Source organism: Temperatibacter marinus, assembly GCF_031598375.1.
GTDB lineage: Bacteria > Pseudomonadota > Alphaproteobacteria > Sphingomonadales > Kordiimonadaceae > Temperatibacter > Temperatibacter marinus.
Window position 1 is genome coordinate 1,083,999 of the sequence record NZ_CP123872.1, and the last position, 16,605, is coordinate 1,100,603.

At 44.2% G+C, this 16,605-nt stretch carries 18 protein-coding genes; 14 read left to right on the forward strand and 4 right to left on the reverse strand.

The annotated features are described in order from the left end of the window. Nucleotides 1-9: 9 nt before the first annotated feature. Nucleotides 10-471 carry a redox-sensitive transcriptional activator SoxR gene (gene soxR, locus QGN29_RS04910; RefSeq protein WP_310799568.1) on the reverse strand — a complete coding sequence of 154 codons (462 nt, stop codon included), beginning with the start codon at nucleotides 469-471 and terminating at the stop codon, nucleotides 10-12. Between the two features lie 324 nt (nucleotides 472-795). Here soxR and QGN29_RS04915 point away from each other — a divergent pair, with 324 nt between their 5' ends. Next, the gene (locus QGN29_RS04915) at nucleotides 796-1,212 is read left to right on the forward strand and encodes a VOC family protein (protein WP_310799569.1); all 417 of its coding nucleotides are present in this window, start codon (nucleotides 796-798) and stop codon (nucleotides 1,210-1,212) included. A 20-nt stretch (nucleotides 1,213-1,232) separates the two neighbouring features. On the opposite strand, the gene QGN29_RS04920 is transcribed toward QGN29_RS04915, so the two are convergent. Beyond that, nucleotides 1,233-1,616: a DUF3224 domain-containing protein gene (locus QGN29_RS04920; RefSeq protein WP_310799570.1), complete on the reverse strand. Its 384-nt coding sequence runs from the start codon at nucleotides 1,614-1,616 to the stop codon at nucleotides 1,233-1,235. Nucleotides 1,617-1,637: 21 nt separating this feature from the next. Next, the gene (locus tag QGN29_RS04925; protein WP_310799571.1) at nucleotides 1,638-2,531 is read right to left on the reverse strand and encodes a TraB/GumN family protein; all 894 of its coding nucleotides are present in this window, start codon (nucleotides 2,529-2,531) and stop codon (nucleotides 1,638-1,640) included. 233 nt (nucleotides 2,532-2,764) lie between these two features. Here QGN29_RS04925 and rpmI point away from each other — a divergent pair, with 233 nt between their 5' ends. The 5 genes from rpmI to QGN29_RS04950 all read left to right on the forward strand — a co-directional run bounded on the left by rpmI (nucleotide 2,765) and on the right by QGN29_RS04950 (nucleotide 8,211). Then, nucleotides 2,765-2,962 (forward strand): 50S ribosomal protein L35, encoded by a 198-nt coding sequence (gene rpmI / locus QGN29_RS04930; RefSeq protein WP_310799572.1) that lies wholly within the window; start codon nucleotides 2,765-2,767, stop codon nucleotides 2,960-2,962. 44 nt (nucleotides 2,963-3,006) lie between these two features. Further along, the gene (rplT, locus tag QGN29_RS04935) at nucleotides 3,007-3,369 is read left to right on the forward strand and encodes a 50S ribosomal protein L20 (protein WP_310799574.1); all 363 of its coding nucleotides are present in this window, start codon (nucleotides 3,007-3,009) and stop codon (nucleotides 3,367-3,369) included. 150 nt (nucleotides 3,370-3,519) lie between these two features. After that, nucleotides 3,520-4,608, forward strand: a complete 1,089-nt coding sequence (gene pheS / locus QGN29_RS04940) for a phenylalanine--tRNA ligase subunit alpha (protein WP_310799575.1) — start codon at nucleotides 3,520-3,522, stop codon at nucleotides 4,606-4,608. After that, nucleotides 4,608-6,992, forward strand: coding sequence for a phenylalanine--tRNA ligase subunit beta (gene pheT / locus QGN29_RS04945; protein ID WP_310799576.1), 2,385 nt, complete (start codon nucleotides 4,608-4,610; stop codon nucleotides 6,990-6,992). The genes pheS and pheT overlap by 1 nt, the downstream gene beginning before the upstream one ends. A 217-nt stretch (nucleotides 6,993-7,209) precedes the next feature. After that, nucleotides 7,210-8,211, forward strand: a complete 1,002-nt coding sequence (locus QGN29_RS04950; RefSeq protein ID WP_310799577.1) for a methyltransferase domain-containing protein — start codon at nucleotides 7,210-7,212, stop codon at nucleotides 8,209-8,211. A gap of 2 nt (nucleotides 8,212-8,213) precedes the next feature. Here the strand turns inward: QGN29_RS04950 and QGN29_RS04955 are convergent, their stop codons facing one another. Continuing rightward, complete coding sequence (locus tag QGN29_RS04955; protein WP_310799578.1) at nucleotides 8,214-9,098, reverse strand: DMT family transporter; 885 nt, start codon at nucleotides 9,096-9,098, stop codon at nucleotides 8,214-8,216. A gap of 247 nt (nucleotides 9,099-9,345) precedes the next feature. Here QGN29_RS04955 and QGN29_RS04960 point away from each other — a divergent pair, with 247 nt between their 5' ends. The 8 genes from QGN29_RS04960 (at nucleotide 9,346) to hpf (ending at nucleotide 16,586) form a co-directional block, all read left to right on the forward strand. Further along, on the forward strand, nucleotides 9,346-10,167 hold the full coding sequence (locus tag QGN29_RS04960) for a class I SAM-dependent methyltransferase (RefSeq protein ID WP_310799579.1): 822 nt from the start codon (nucleotides 9,346-9,348) through the stop codon (nucleotides 10,165-10,167). 178 nt (nucleotides 10,168-10,345) lie between these two features. Further along, nucleotides 10,346-11,005, forward strand: a complete 660-nt coding sequence (locus QGN29_RS04965) for a hypothetical protein (RefSeq protein ID WP_310799580.1) — start codon at nucleotides 10,346-10,348, stop codon at nucleotides 11,003-11,005. A gap of 104 nt (nucleotides 11,006-11,109) precedes the next feature. After that, nucleotides 11,110-11,724, forward strand: coding sequence for a ribonuclease D (locus QGN29_RS04970; protein ID WP_310799581.1), 615 nt, complete (start codon nucleotides 11,110-11,112; stop codon nucleotides 11,722-11,724). A gap of 55 nt (nucleotides 11,725-11,779) precedes the next feature. Beyond that, a complete protein-coding gene (locus tag QGN29_RS04975; RefSeq protein ID WP_310799582.1) occupies nucleotides 11,780-12,463 on the forward strand; it encodes an LPS export ABC transporter periplasmic protein LptC in 684 nt (227 codons plus the stop codon). Nucleotides 12,464-12,474: 11 nt separating this feature from the next. Next, nucleotides 12,475-13,008 carry an LptA/OstA family protein gene (locus tag QGN29_RS04980; protein ID WP_310799583.1) on the forward strand — a complete coding sequence of 178 codons (534 nt, stop codon included), beginning with the start codon at nucleotides 12,475-12,477 and terminating at the stop codon, nucleotides 13,006-13,008. Between the two features lie 230 nt (nucleotides 13,009-13,238). Then, a complete protein-coding gene (lptB, locus tag QGN29_RS04985) occupies nucleotides 13,239-14,036 on the forward strand; it encodes an LPS export ABC transporter ATP-binding protein (RefSeq protein WP_310799584.1) in 798 nt (265 codons plus the stop codon). Between the two features lie 58 nt (nucleotides 14,037-14,094). Then, nucleotides 14,095-15,681, forward strand: a complete 1,587-nt coding sequence (rpoN, locus tag QGN29_RS04990; protein WP_310799585.1) for an RNA polymerase factor sigma-54 — start codon at nucleotides 14,095-14,097, stop codon at nucleotides 15,679-15,681. 326 nt (nucleotides 15,682-16,007) lie between these two features. Next, nucleotides 16,008-16,586: a ribosome hibernation-promoting factor, HPF/YfiA family gene (hpf, locus tag QGN29_RS04995; protein ID WP_310799586.1), complete on the forward strand. Its 579-nt coding sequence runs from the start codon at nucleotides 16,008-16,010 to the stop codon at nucleotides 16,584-16,586. Nucleotides 16,587-16,605 lie beyond the last annotated feature (19 nt).

A 16,605-nucleotide genomic window follows, 5' to 3' on the forward strand; every position in this document is an offset into this window, starting at 1 on the left:
TTACTGGCATTAAGTGCTTTTTGAGGGCCTGTCCAAAAGGATGGGCCCTTTTGCGTTGTTTCCTAAAATGTCATCGGGGTTATAGATGGGGCATTTTTCCATAGAAAGACAGCCGCACCCTATACAGCCGGTTATGGTGTTTCTAAGGCGCGAGAGGGCCTCAATTCGCTCATCTAGCATAGAATGCCACTGAGTAGACATTTTTTCCCAATCGCCTTTGGTTGGGGTGCGTTTATTTGGTAGAAGATCCAGCGATTCTTTAATTTTTTCTAAGCTAACCCCCATTTTTTGAGCGGCTTTAATAATTGAAACGCGTCGGATAGTGTCCGGATAATATCGTCGCTGATTGCCTGCATTTCTTAGGCTGTAGATGAGGGCCTTATCTTCATAAAAATGCAGCGTAGAGACTTTCACACCGCAGCGCGCCGCAATCTGGCCGACGGTCCATTTAGGGAAAGTTTGAGCCGACATGATTTTTTCCTTTACCTCAAGTTAACTTGAGGTTTTAGAGTAGGGCGACTCGACACCAATAACAAGGAAAAAATGATGCTACATATTCAGAAAACACCGGCCCCAGCACGACACCTTGGCCAACAAAGGAGAGGCGCAAGTTATGTGTCCTTCTATGAAACTAATCAGATGATTGATAGGGCCTCGGTGACACAGACGGCCTTTTGGCAGAGATTATTAGGCCTGCTGAGAGACACATTAAGTAAAAAATAGAGACCCTGAAAAGGGATAATAAAAATTTTACCGAACGATCGGTAGAAAAATATTACTATAGGAGATTAAGAAATGGTTCGTTTAGAGCATGTAAATTTTGTCGTAAAAAATATGGAGAAAACACTCGATTTTTATCAAGCGGCTTTTCCCCACTGGCAGGTGAGAACAACGGGAGAAGCTGAATGGTATGGAGTTCCTCGTACATGGCTTCACTTTGGTGATGATGTCACTTACTTAGCTTTTAATAGTCCGGGTAAGGGAGTGCCCAGAGATTTGAAAACATTGTCAGTGGGCTTAATGCATATCGCGTTTGAAGTCACAGGCCTTCACTCTTTAATCCAACGTCTCATCGATGCAGGATATCCTGTTGACAGTGATGGAAGTCACACAGAGTACCGTCGGAATGTCTATTTCATAGATCCGGACGGGGTTGAAGTAGAATTTGTAGAATATCTTACAGATGACCCGCGCCTGAGAAATGGAGAGTAAGCCAAGACAAAAGAGGGTGATTAAGGCATAAACTCATAAGAAAGGGTGTAATGATGCACCCCTTCTTTTATATCTATTTCAAGGGTTCCTGTGATGCCCGTAAGGTCGTCGGTGCCTGAATTAGGGACGATAGAAACAGAGAGTTGTTGGTCGCCTGCCTGCATTGTACCTAGGTGCATGAGATGAAAACCCCCTCGCTTCCCATCAAGAGAGCCCTCAAGTCTTTCTAGGGCCACATATCCCGCGGAACCCTCTACACTGCTGCGATGACTAAGCATCTGGCCGACACTTATGCCGGTAAAATCCCCGGAAAATATTTTATCAAATGTTAAACGTCCCATAGAGTGAGTTTCATCATCTTGAGGGGTCATGCTGATGGTAAAAGTACCGCAAGATCGTATCATTTGTGAGCTCCAAATGTGTAATTATTGTACTTGTTCAACTGGGATACCAGCCTTTTTGAGAAGATCAATCACACTTTTCTCTCCGGCGAGGTGACCCGCGCCCACAGCAATAAAGACTGTCCCTGGCTTGGCCATCATTTGATCAATTTGACCTATCCAGTTGGCATTGCGGGTATAAAGCATGGTTTCCATGGCTGCGGGAAACTCAGCCATTTCTTCATTCATAATGACAGCAAGTTTGTCCATATCGCCTTGCATCCATGCGTCTTTCATTTGATTGATTTGAGTTGTTATGGCGGGTAAGTCTTCAAGCATTTCCTTTAGCATGCCGCTTTTAATTATGTTGCCCATTGAGGCGAGGGCCTTCATTTGATACTCAGCGGTTTCCAGCGATATCACATTTTTACCGGCCGTAATGGCTAGTCCCTCTAACACTTTGTCAACGCCAGAATTGGGGTCAAAACCGCTCTGTACCATTTGACCAGCAGAGATAGTGACGCCCAATAACCAAGGCTGCATTCTGTTTACCTGTGCCCATGCCTGAGCATTGGATCCATAAAGGTTTTTGATCATAGCATAGACATCGGCATCCAAGACGGACTCTAATGTTGCACCATTCGGAAGAAGGCCGTATTTCATAATGAGAGGCTGCATGTCTGCGGGAGTCATGGTGGATTGACTCACTTCTACAACGAGCGAATCTGAAGCGTCAAATGCCTCTTGAATGGCGTTTGTTTGCCAATTTGTCCCTTTTGGAAGGATGTGTATGGTTCCCATCAAGTAGATGGTTGTGTCACTATCTTTTATTTTATAGAGAGCAACATCGGCAGTGGCAGACAAGCTTAAGCCACAAGACGCTAAAAGAAATAAATATATAAAAGTTATTTTTTTCAATGGGTTAGTTAATTTAGACATGTCTTTACCTTTTGTCTATCGTGAGGAGGAAAATTATTATTGCTCTTGTAAAAAACTTTCCTTTAAAAAAGCAGTCAGGTCAAGGTGAAAAAGGCTTGCAAACTCAGATGCCAAGCGTTATAAGCCCGACTTCCATCGGGTGTACCGGCCAGTAAGGGCTGCCGTGTGTACTCAAAAGCAGACGATGTATCTCGGTGAAAACTGAGACTCAGGTAAATTGTAAAGGACTGCAAATGCCCAAAATGAAGACGAAGTCCAGCGTGAAGAAACGCTTTAAACTTACCGCTTCCGGTAAGGTGCGTTCAGCTCAGGCTGGTAAGCAGCACGGTATGATCAAACGTACCAATAAGCAAATCCGTAACCAGCGTGGTACTACAATCCTTAAAGATTGTGATGCCAACATCGTGAAAAAGTTCATGCCCTACGGCTAGGCCGGGCTTGAATACGATTTCTTTGAAGATTAGGAGATAAGAAAATGGCTCGCGTAAAACGTGGTGTTACTTCACATGCTAAACATAAAAAGGTAATTTCGGAAGCTAAGGGCTACCGTGGTCGCCGTAAAAATACAATTAAAGTTGCTCGTCAAGCTGTAGAAAAAGCTGGCCAGTACGCATACCGCGATCGTAAAGCGAAGAAGCGTACATTCCGTGCTTTGTGGATTCAGCGTATCAATGCTGGTTCACGCGCTCTAGGCTTGAACTATGGTAACTTCATGCACGGCCTCTCTTTGGCTGGAATTGAAGTTGACCGTAAAGTGCTTTCTGACCTTGCTATCAACGAACCTCAAGCTTTTGAGGCATTGGTTGAACAAGCCAAGGCTGCACTTGCTGCAAAATAATTACTGATTACATGATCAGTTATTGATTTTAGGGGAGTTCCGCCTTGCGCGTGGCTCCCCTTTTATTTATACGAATTTGATGTAAAGAATTTGTTGGTTTTCCGAATAGCCTACGGGAAGAGGGAGGCCATTTTAACACAGGAAGTTAAAATGCAGGATCAAATTACGGCTCTTGAAGCTGAAATTACAGAAGCCATCGAGGCCGCCTCTGACCTGAACACTCTTGAAGAAGTGCGTGTCTCAGCTCTTGGTAAAAAAGGCCGTGTCTCTGGTCTAATGAAGGGGCTCGGTAAAATGGACCCTGAAGAACGTAAAGTGATGGGTCCAGCGCTCAATGGATTGAAAAATGCCATTGCAGCTAAGCTTGATGGTGCAAAAGGGGTCTTAGAATCGGCTGCGCTTGAAGCACGCCTTGCTACAGAGACATTAGATGTGTCCTTGCCCAGCAAGCCAGATACGTTAGGGTCCATTCACCCGATCAGTCAAGTGATGGACGAGATTGCTGAAATCTTTGCAACCATGGGCTTCGATGTTGCAGAAGGTCCTGATCTTGAAGATGACTTCCACAATTTTACAGCCCTCAATATTCCTGAGCATCATCCAGCTCGTCAGATGCACGATACATTTTATCTAAAGCCAGATGATCAGGGAGAGCGAAAAGTTCTTCGTACCCATACAAGCCCTGTTCAAATCAGAACCATGGAAAATAAAAAACCTCCGATCCGCATTATTGCGCCAGGGCGTACCTATCGGAGCGATAGTGATGCAACACATACCCCCATGTTCCATCAAGTTGAAGGCTTGGTGATCGACAAGGATACGCACCTCGGGCATCTCAAGGGAACATTGGAAGCCTTTTTGAAAGCCTTCTTTGAGGTTGATGCGGTGACGCTGCGCCTCAGACCTTCATATTTCCCTTTCACAGAGCCAAGTATGGAAGTTGATGTTCAGTGTGAATTTAAAGATGGTTCTGTGAAAATTGGTGATGGCAATGATTGGCTAGAAATTTTAGGGTCAGGCATGGTGAATCCTCGTGTTCTCGAGGCCTGTGATCTGGACCCGACCCTCTATCAAGGGTTTGCTTTTGGGTGCGGCATCGACCGGTTGGCGATGTTGAAATACGGCATGAACGATTTGCGTGCTTTCTTTGATGCAGACTTAAGATGGCTCAAGCATTATGGCTTTAGAGCATTGGGTCTCCCGTCTCTTGCAAGCGGTATTAATGGAGGGCTCAGCTAATGAAATTCACTCTCTCATGGCTTAAAGACCACCTGGAAACAGAGGCTAGCCTTACAGAAATCCTTGATATACTGAATGCCATCGGGCTTGAAGTTGAAGAGGTTGTAGATCCTTCTGAGACATTAGGCGCCTTTAAGATTGGTTATGTAAAAGCAGCCGAAAAACATCCGGATGCTGATAAACTTCAAGTCTGTATTGTTGATACTGGATCTGAAGAAATTACGGTTGTTTGCGGGGCACCAAATGCTCGGGCTGATATGAAAGTTGTGCTTGGACGACCTGGCGACTATGTCCCGGGCCTTGATGTAACTTTGGCACTGCGTCCTGTGCGCGGTGTTGAGAGTAATGGCATGATGTGCTCAAGCGCTGAATTAAACCTTGGTGAAGACAGTGACGGCATTATGGATTTGCCTGCTGATGCACCTGTGGGTGAAAGTTACATAGATTACGCAGGCCTTAATGACCCAGTTATTGAAATCGCCATCACCCCTAACAGACAAGATTGCTTGGGGGTTTACGGTATCGCGCGCGACCTTGCTGCGGCCGGTCTTGGACGGTTAAAGCCTTACCAAATACCTGAAATTAAAGGATCTTTTGAAAGCCCTGTTTCTGTTTCAGTTCAAGGTGAGGGGTGCCCAGCCTATATTGGCTATTCCTTTAGAGGGGTCAAAAACGATCAGAGCCCACTTTGGCTTCAGAACAGGTTGACATCTGTTGGGGTTAAAGTGATCAGCAAGCTTGTGGACGTCACCAATTATATTTCATATGAATTTGGACGCCCTTTGCATGTTTATGATGCAGCAAAAGTGACTGGCAATATTGTCACGCGTGTGGCAACAGAAGGTGAAAGTTTCACAGCCCTTGATGATAATGAATATACTTGTATTGGGGGCGAGAGTGTGATTGCAGATGAGGCTGGTATATTAGGATTTGCCGGTATTATCGGGGGCAGTGCAAGTGGCGTTTCTGAAGAGACGACAGATGTTATTTTAGAGATTGGATATTTTGACCCAATCCGCGCAGCAACCACAGGTCGCCATCATGGTATTTTAACCGATGCACGCTATCGCAGTGAGCGGGGGCTAGATGCTGGCTTTATGGAGGCGGGCGCTAAAATTGCTGTGCAAATGATCTTAGATTTATGCGGTGGGGACGTCTCACAGCCATTCAGCGATGGCACAGCCCCAATTCTTGATAAGACGGTGAGCTTTAGAAGTGACCGTGTGATGACCCTTGGCGGCGTAGACCTTCCTGCAGAAAAGAGTATTGAAATTCTTTCAAGTCTTGGCTTTACAGTGCAAGAAAGTAATCCATATATGGTTACAATACCCTCTTGGCGTACAGATGTGGACGGAGAGGCGGATCTGGTCGAGGAAGTTCTGCGTATATATGGGTATGATAATATTCCGTCTGTGCAGCTTGATGTAACAAACCATAAAGCCGGCACAACCTTGTCTGATAATCAAAAGCGGGCCCGAGCTACAAAACGGGGTCTAGCCAGCTCTGGTATGCATGAAGCGGTCACTTGGTCCTTCATGTCCCAGGCTGATGCTGTCGCTTTTGGTGGTGGAGATTCGAAGCTCACAGTAGATAATCCAATCTCTAGTGATTTGGATCAGATGCGTCCGTCGATTTTACCAAACTTGTTGAAGGCGGCGCAAAGAAACAAAGACCGCGGTAACGGCAACATGGCCCTCTTTGAAGTTGGGCCTGTTTATCTAGATGATACAAACAAGGGTCAACTGCTTGTCGCAAGCGGTATACGAACGGGTCAAACCAATGAGCGTCACTGGGCGGTTGCGTCTGATGATGTCAGTGTTTTTGAGGCAAAAGCAGATGCATTGAGAGCCTTGGAAGCGGCTGGGGCACCTGTACAAAATTTACAGGTCTTTACAGAGGCCCCTGAGTATTATCATCCAGGTCGTAAAGGAACACTGCGGTTGGGACCAAAGAATATTCTTGCAAGCTTTGGTGAATTGCACCCCTCTGCTCTGAAGGCATTGGATGTTGACGGGCCTGCAGTTGGATTTGAAGTTTATTTAGACCGCATTCCGGCTGCGCGCAACAAAACAGCGAATAAGGGCGCATTGGATGTATCAAACCTTCAGAGCGTTGAGCGAGATTTTGCTTTCCTTGTCGATCAAAATAAAGCAGCAGGAGATTTATTACGCGCTGTGAAAGGGGCAGATAAGAAATATATTTCTTCGGTCTCACTCTTTGATGTTTATGAAGGAAAGGGTGTACCAGAAGGCCAAAAGTCTTTGGCTCTCTGTGTTACTCTGACACCGGATACAACAACCTTTGCTGATTCTGATATTGAACAGATTTCTGCTAAGATCATACAGGCGGCACATAAGTCTGTGGGTGCAGAGCTACGCGGATAACGGGTCTTTCTGCCTCAGTCCCACAAAGTTAAAGGGTTTAAGCCAAAAAAAATGGACAATTATTAGAGATTGTCCATTTTCTATTTGGCAAATGAGAAAAACTTTGTTTACAAATATTAGGTCGGCGGCGACCAACGGGCCCGCTGATTTTTTTGACCGGTAATCTGGGGAGGTTATCGTCAAAGTGTAACGTTAGAGTAAACCAGAAAGTTGGTGCATGGCCGGGAAAAAGGGAAATAAGAAATTACCATTAACACTGCGATTAAAATCATGGTGGGAAGGGTATGATTCTGAAGAAGTTGAAAAGCGCTATGTTGAAGCGTTGCCTGAAGAGGTGCCTGAAACCGCTCCAGAGCCAGAAGAAGATAAAAATAAACCGAAAGAAACTCAATCTGGCCTTGCGGTAGATCCTTGGGATGAAAAATCAATTGATATCGCTCAATATATCTGGGGCGAGGGCTATTGTGGTCCAGGTGGCCCAGAATATATTGTGAGTTTGTCTAAGCTTCTTGCCTTGTCGCCTGAAATGTCGATGATTCAATTGGGTGCAGATATCGGCGGTCCCGCTCGGACGCTGTGTGACCGATTTGGAGTATGGATCACTGGCTATGAACGCGATGAAAATCTAGTTAATGCTGGTAATGAGCTTTCAAAAATGCAAGGCCTGGGTAAAAAAGCTGAACTTGAATATTATGAACCTGAGAGTGAAGAGTTTAAAGGGTTTGATAGAAAATTTGACCGAGCTATGGCAAAAGAAGCTCTTTGCTTTCTTCAAAATAAAGAAGAAGTCATTCATGCTGTGTCTGAAAAGTTGAAGCCTGGTGGGCTTTTCTTAATTACAGATTATGTGCTTGGCCATGATGCGGCGACGGCTAAAGATAATTATAAAAATTGGAAGGTTGGAGAACGGGATAATCCTTATCCAGTCATGGCAGAGGACCTTACGGAACTCTTAAAGAAAGCCAATTTGCAGGTCAGGGTTTCTGAAGATATTTCTATTCAGTATGTTGAGATGATTAATCAGGCTTGGCGGGGAGCTGATAAAATTGCTACTCAACTTGCTCAACAAGAAGACGGTGCGCAGATGATCCAAATTTTGATGCGTGAAGCAGAATATTGGACGAGACGCAAAAAATTACTCGAGCATGGAGACTTGAAGTTATGGCGGATTGTTGCGAACCAAAAATCTGGTGGCCCGTCAATGATGTCTGATTGGTAAAGTCACCCTTTTTTACAGATATAAATACCTGTTAAGATCATCACTCCCCCAGTGAGGTGATAGATCACAAGCTGCTCGTCGAAAATTAGTGCCGCAAGAAGGGTAGCGATGACAGGCTGTATCAGGAGGCTGACAGATCCTAGAGTCGCAGAAATGTGGGCAAGACCATACATTATCATGCTTTGACCTAACAAATGGGATACCCAAGACAGCGACAAGAGTGGCCACCAATTCAACAGGACTTCTGGTGTGAAAGCTTTATCTTCTAACAGGCCTACAGGAAAAAGTAACAGCGCTGTAAAAACCCCGCTATAAAACATGAGATCTAGTGTAGACCAGCGTTTACGTGCCTTGTTTGTGGCAATGATATAACTTGCATAACAAAGCGCTGTGAGGATACCCAAGATATCACCCTTGAAATTCTCTGGACTGGCCTCAAGACTATGTCCCATTAGTGTTATTGCACCAATAATCGCTAAGACAAGGCCGCCGATGAAGGTCCGGCTAAACCTTTCTTTAAAAAAGAAATAGCCAATAATGGCTGTAAAAGAAGAGGCCAAGTTAGCGAGCAACGTTGCATTCGCTACCGTTGTATATGCAATCGACCAATGCCAAAAAGCGAGATCCCCAGCGAAGAAAAGGCCGATCAGAAAGAAATCTTTATTTAGAAAATTTTTAGGCCGCGCAAAGGTTAATGATTTTTTTTGCCACACCATCAATAGAAAAAGTATAGGCAAAGCAAGGCTAACACGCCAAAAGGCAGCTGCACTTGGGCTGACATCAGATATATTGAGTGAAAAGCGCATAAATATGGGAGAAAAGGCAATAAGAAGGCCGCCAATAATCATGGCGAAGAATGCTGTTGCTTTTAGATTGGTATCAATCATAGTCCCTCTCTTGATAGTAAAAATAAGCCTTATCACTCCATCCTGCTTTGGGCAAGGGAGTGTCTATATCTCATGACCAAACCTAAAATACTGGGAATGCGGTTCTATCTACGAGGAGTAAGAGCAGCGAGAGCGATTTCATCAGGTTGAAGCTAAGAGTATGAAAGTATAAATAGACTAGACTTTCCATTCAAATGTCATATATGGATGATAGCAGAATTAAAAAGCAATGTTATGGGAGAGAAGAATGAAGAATTTTAAGAAATATACAGCGACGTTACTTGTAGGGTTAACTCTGGGCTTGCCATCGGTATCAGCTGGCGACTCAGTAAAAATGGCTGTAGAGAAAAATGGTCACAGAGTAGAGGGTCAATCAGCGCGTGATAGTCAGCGCCATCCAGAGCAAGTTCTAAAGTTTTTCGGGATCGATGAGAAATCGACTGTGATTGAAGTGAACCCAGGTGGCATGTGGTACAGCCGAATTCTTGGACCCCTTCTTAAGCAGGAAGGGCTTTACATTGGATTAGAGCATCATCCAGCATCCTATTCAGCCTATGCACGGTATATGTCAAACCTCAAAAAATATCGCTCCAAAATGAAAGACATGAACGATGTGTTTGGAGATAAGGCGATTGCAGGACATCTTTTCCAACTGGATAGCCCTGTAAAACCGGGTTCTGTTGATACAGCAATGGTCGTGCGGGCAATGCATAATTGGGAGCGCAGGAACTTTATGGCCGCTGGACTGAATGAACTGCACGGATTTTTGAAAGAGGGCGGTACTCTGGGTGTGGTTCAACACCGGGAGCCAGAATCAAGTGCTGCAGAGACAAAAGACAGTGTACAACGCGGGCGCTGGAAACAGTCAGAATTGATCAAAGTAATTGAAGCTCATGGCTTTAAGTTGGTGGAAGCAAGTGAAATAAATGCGAACCCTAAAGACAAAGAGGCTGTGTCAGTATGGACATTACCTCCTCGCCTAGCCGGTGACGAAGAAGGTAAGGCTGCAAGAAAAGCAATTGGTGAAAGCGATCGCATGACCCTTAAGTTTGTCAAAGTAGCGAAATAACGAAAAGTTATTTCTTTTAAAAGAACCTTATTAAGGAAGCCTCGTGGGCTTCCTTTTTTTGATTTCTAAAAATATGCACCAAAGTTTAGTAGCTATTCCTTGATCTTATCTTGAATGGGGTTAAAACAGATAGATGAAAGTAATGTTTTTGTGATTCTAATTGTTGGGGTTGTGTTTTGTGAGGTCAATACTGACACTCTTTATGGCTGTGGCCTTTCTTTTGCTCTCAGGATGTTCTGAACCCAAGAACACTGACGCTATTCACTTGCCTACTGTCGGAACACGCGCCATCATAAAACAATATAGCTATGAAATTATAGCTGAAGTCACTAACGTTCAGGACAATCTCGTCAAACTTGATTATTTTTGGCATGGTGAAAAAGCCTATAGTCAAAAATTTTATAAAGGATTGCTCCCTGTTTGGTCTGAAGAAGACGGCAACATAAAAGAATTAGACTTCCAAGAATCTAAAGTCGATGAGATTTTCCCGCTTGTTACTGGGAATGAGGTAAGTTTCACAGCAACAATGACGCGTCTTGATGACGGGTTAAGTCAAAATATCAGCGTCACTCTTTCTGTACTGAAAGAAACCGTAATGACCATCACAGGTGAAGATCATAAAGTCTTTATGATTGATATCGCCCGGATTGGCGAGAATGACTACTCCAGCTATGAAACCATCTATTATGCGCCAGACAGTGGGATGATTTTAAAAGCCGTGAAGCGAGAACGTAACAGTCAGACATTTTGGCGAATACTTAAGCTTGAAAAACCTGAAAATGATGATCGCAGTACGATCAGAAAAAGACAACGTCGTTCAGGAACAATTGCGATCTAACGCGGTACGAATTGAAGGTACGGCCATAATTCTCTTTTCACGCAGGCAAAGACGATTATAATGGCGTCTAATTTTGTCATTCCAAATGAACAGGGAAACCATCTATGACCATACACTTCCACGAGGGGGATTTACCAGAAGGCTTGGATTTCGGCTCAAGCGTTGCTGTTGATAGCGAAACCATGGGATTAAACCCTCATCGGGACCGTCTTTGTGTTGTTCAACTTTCCAGCGGGGATGGGCATGCTCATTTGGTGCGGTTTAAAAAAGGTGCATATGAGGCCCCGCGTCTCAGTGCTTTAATGGCAGACACCTCGGTTGAGAAAATTTTTCATTTTGCCCGATTTGATGTGGCAATCATTGAAAAATATTTGGGGGTGACTTGTGAACCCGTTTTTTGCACTAAGATCGCTTCAAAACTTGTAAGGACATATACAGACCGTCATGGTTTACGGGATCTTTGTTTGGAATTAATAGGGGTAAATCTCGATAAGCAGCAACAATCTAGTGATTGGGGGGCTGATGTGATCTCAGAGCCACAAAAGGCCTATGCAGCAAGCGATGTACTCTATCTCCATAAATTGCGGGATCAATTGATCATGATGCTAGAGCGGGAAGGGCGCATGGCTTTTGCACAGGATGCTTTCGCTTTTTTACCAACACGGGCGCGTCTCGATTTAGCAGGCTATGAACCTATGGATATTTTTGCTCATAAATAAGCCATAGTTCTCTTGTAGGAATGAACGCTTAGAGTATGTTTAGAAAGCCGATAATATGGTAGATCACCCAGATCATAACGAGGCTCCCCTCCGGGAAAAAGAGGTTGCAAGAGCAGCGCTCTTACCTATTTCCAGAGGGTCTGTCGTTTCGAATTGGGATAAATTTGTTTACCTTATGCGACGATTCTTACCTGTTTCAGCATTTATCGCTGCTCTCGTCACCATCGGATGGCCGCTCTTGAATGAAAATGAAGTAAGTTTTACCCTTTCGACGGATGATGTTTTGCGCGGTGATGATACTGTTCACATGAAGTCTCTACGATATCGAGGAACGGATGCAATCGATCGCTTGTTTACTATTACAGCGGGTAGTGGACTGCAAAAAGATCCAAACGCACCGACAGTAAGATTGACAGATATTATGGCAAGCATACAACTCAAGGAAGCTGGACTTGCTTTGGTGACTGCAAGAACAGGCGTTTATCATAGACCGGATGCAATTCTTCAACTTGCCGGCGGAGTTAATCTGGAAACTGGTAATGGCTATTCCCTAGAAGTTGCGGGGGCGGAAATCAGATTAAAAGAGCGTTTAACCCTTGGCCAAGGAACGGTTAAAGGTGCGACTCCCCTTGGCACCTTAAGCGCAGATCGTTTCAAGGTGGATGTCGACCAGTCAGCGGCTGTCTTTGAGGGACGTGTTAGTCTTAAAATAATTCCAAAAAAATCTTCTAATCAGTAGAAAGAATAGAGATGAAATATATTACAGCAGCCATCGCTTTATTATTGTCCATAGGATTGATGAGTGGTCCTTCCTCGGTCACTGCGCAATCTTCTTTGAAGGGGCATGATACAGAGCAACCTTTTGATGTGACAGCTGATACGCTTGAAGTCCGTCAAAAGGAAGGGTGGGCTTTATTTAAGGGCTTGGTTCAAGTGACACAAGGCGGGTTGCTGATGAAAGCTGATGAAATTCGCGTTTTTTACGATAAAGAATCGCTTGAAGATAATCCTGAAATCAATCGCTTGGATGCGAAAGGCCGTATTCAGTTCACGAGTGCTTCAGAAAGCATTGCTGCTGAACGCGCTATATACGACGTAGAGAAAAGACTGGTCACCATGCTTGGGAATATTGTCATCAAGAGGGGTGAAAGCGTGCTCCAAGGAAGCCGACTGGAGCTTGACCTTGTCTCTGGCTTGACCAAATTAGATGGTCAAGCTAACGATCAAAAAGGGCGTGTTAAAGGAACATTTAAGCTACCTGAATCTGATCAGAAACAGAAATGACCCTAATCAAAGAAAAAGAGGCGCTTTCAGCCTCTTTTGGTCCTTAAATCATATTTTTAGCAAAATTCACTGGAACAGTATGAGAAATCATGATTGTATACTGTTCTGTATGCATAATTTACGCCAGATTGTATTAGAATTGTTGATACAGGGTGTTACAGCTTGGAAGTCTGGGAATATCAAGACGAATGACTGCGTGAGATGGCTGCATAGAGTTGAGAGGAAAAACGATGATGGATTTAGAATCCATGCCGCAACAATCAATTGAAGAAGAAGGATCGACTTTGACTGCGCCGCCTCTTGAGAAAGGCGCGCTTAAAGCAGAAGGAATCGGTAAATCTTATAGCGGCCGTCAGATTTTACGAGATATCTCTATTACGGTGAACCGCGGTGAAGTGGTCGGACTGCTTGGTCCTAATGGGGCGGGTAAAACAACCTGTTTTTATACATTAACAGGCTTGGTTGAACCTGATCATGGATCCATTCAACTGAACGAAGATGATATTACGCATCTCCCCATGTATCGCCGTGCCCAAATGGGCATTGGATATCTTCCTCAGGAGACATCCATTTTCAGAGGCATGACAGTCAGTGAAAATATTAACGCAGTTTTAGAAGTAGTAGAAAGCAATAAAAAAATCCGCCAGGCAATGCTCGAAGAATTATTAGAAGAGTTTTCGATCACGCATCTGCGCGATACTCAAGCCCTTGCTTTATCAGGAGGAGAGCGTCGTCGCTGTGAGATTGCGAGAGCGTTGGCGGCACGACCGGCCTTTGTTCTTTTAGATGAACCCTTTGCGGGCATTGATCCCATTGCAATTGCGGATATCCGAGATTTAACTGCACATCTCAAAGACAGAGGGATTGGTGTGTTGATCACCGACCATAATGTGCGAGAAACACTCGACATTATTGACCGTGCCTATATCATTTATGATGGCCATGTTCTCTTTGAAGGAAATAGTGATCAAGTTCTTGAAAGCCCTGACGTCAGACGGGTTTATTTAGGGGATGATTTCACACTGTAATCAATCATTTATGTTTTGAGCATCCATCAGAGGTCTGATGAAGTAAAGTGAGGGGTTTATGGCATTAACGCCGAGATTAGATTTAAAACAATCACAACAGCTTGTGATGACGCCGCAATTGCAGCAGGCGATCAAGCTGTTACAATTGTCTAATCTTGAACTGGCAGACTTTGTTGCCGCTGAAGTGGAACGGAATCCCATGCTTGAAGTGGGGGACCCAAATGACTTTTCTGCAGGGGAAGTAGACCGTCCACAAGATAGCGGGACAGCTGAATTACTGACAGAGGGTGGCTCGGATGGCGGCGATGGCAGTGATGGTTTAATCGCAGCGGATAATGCTCTGAATGGGGCTGTCGATACGATGAGCAGCGCTGAAGGCGCGCTTGATGCTAATATGTCGCTGAATATTTATAACAATGATTCTGTATCGGATCGCGTTGAAAAGACAGATACGGCCGGTGAAATCGGTGCGTCGGGGTCTCTTAGCTATGACGGAGGCGGTGCAGTACAAACCAGCGGTGGCTATTCGGGCGAAAATAACTTCGAAGCAATGTTGGCAGACGGTGAGAATCTTCACGATTCTCTAACCAGCCAAATGATGGTGACCTTGAAAGACCCCATTGATCGATTGATAGCTACCCATTTGATCGACCTTGTGGATGAGTCTGGCTATATCAATGGTGAACTTGCTGATGAAGTGGCCGAGCGCCTCGGTGCCGCTTCAGAAGATATTGATCGCATCCTTGAAGGCCTGCAGACACTTGAACCTGCTGGTGTATGTGCCCGAAATTTGGAAGAATGTTTGGCCATTCAATTAAAGGACTTGGATCGATATGACCCCGCCATGCAGGCTTTGGTAGAAAACCTTCCTCTTCTTGCGCGACGAGAAATGACAAAATTGAAAAAGCTCTGCGGCGTTGGCCAGGATGATTTGACGGATATGATTCGTGAAATCAGACAATTGAATCCAAAGCCTGGGTTAGCATTTGGCGGAGAAAGTGTGCAACCTGTTGTCCCGGACATTTTTGTCTTTAAAAATAAAGCGGGCCTTTGGTCTGTTGAATTAAATACAGACACTCTGCCAAAAGTATTGGTGAATAACAGTTATGTTTCTGAACTGAGTGAAACAGCTACAGGGAAAGAGGCCAAAGCATTTATATCTGATTGTGTTTCTGGAGCCAATTGGTTGGTAAAAGCATTGGATCAAAGAGCTCGGACGATTTTGAAAGTTGCATCAGCCTTGATTAAACATCAGGAGAGTTTTTTCCAGCACGGCATTCGATTTCTTAAACCTTTAACATTGAAGGATATTGCTGAAGAAATCGACATGCATGAAAGTACAGTCTCTCGCGTGACCAATAATAAATTTATGTCTTGCCCAAGAGGAATGTTTGAACTGAAATATTTTTTCACGTCATCAATTGCTGCTGGAGATGGCGGGGATGCTCATTCATCCGAGTCGGTAAAATTCCGCATTAAAGAATTAATTGATGCAGAGGATCCGAAGAAAATTTTATCTGATGATAAATTGGTCGATATTCTTAAAAAAGAAGGCATTGATATCGCAAGGCGCACGGTAGCAAAATATCGAGAGGCGCTTAAAATTCCTTCCTCAGTTCAACGACGTCGACAAAAAAATATTTAACCCCAGTACCTTACAACATTTGCGATTTGTGCTCATAAAGAGGGCCAGTTCGCTGGGTTTTTATGTCTGTGTTAATATTGTCGCAAAATATTCATATATTGCAACGAATACCAGCCTCTTGAAATATAAGTTTAAAATAACTACATGACAGGTAAGATAAATATGCTAATATTTTCTTGTAGCGCTTCTCGCTATTTCTTAAAGGGGTGAAAGGAGAGTTCACATAGTCCACAACGCATCCCCCGTATGCATAACCCTTATGGTTAATTTTGTATCAATGGCAGTCTCAATCTGTACTGCCCTATTTGTAGAGGGAAAAAATAATTATGGAAATTCGTGTATCTGGAAAAAATATGAACGTTGGTGAAGCTTTTTCAATTCACATCCAGGAACGACTCAATACAATAGCAGACAAATATTTCTCTCGATCGATTGACGCACATACCAATGTCAGTAAAGAAGGTCACCTATATAGGATAGACGTCTCGATGCACGCTAATCAGGGCATCAATCTTCAAAGTCGAGGGGAAGGTAGTGAACCCTACGGTGCCTTTGAAGTTGCCGCTGAAAAAGTTGAAAAACAGCTTCGGCGTTATAAGAGGCGCCTGAAAAATCATCATCATAACGGCCCTAGTGAAGCAGAGATAGAGCGTATGGCTTATACCGTACTGGCTCCTGAGCCTGAGGCTGAGGATGAGGGGGTAAATGAAGAAGGTAGAGACGATCAGCCAATCATTATTGCCGAAACTCATAAAGAGGTTCCAACAGTGGTTGTAGGCGATGCGGTGATGCTGATGGATCTGGCGGATACCAATGCTTTCTTGTTTAGAAATTCAAAAACGAAGACCCTTGAGGTGGTATATAAACGGCCTGATGGTAATATAGGGTGGATTTCTACAGATTAACCGTGTATGTAGCAGCCGA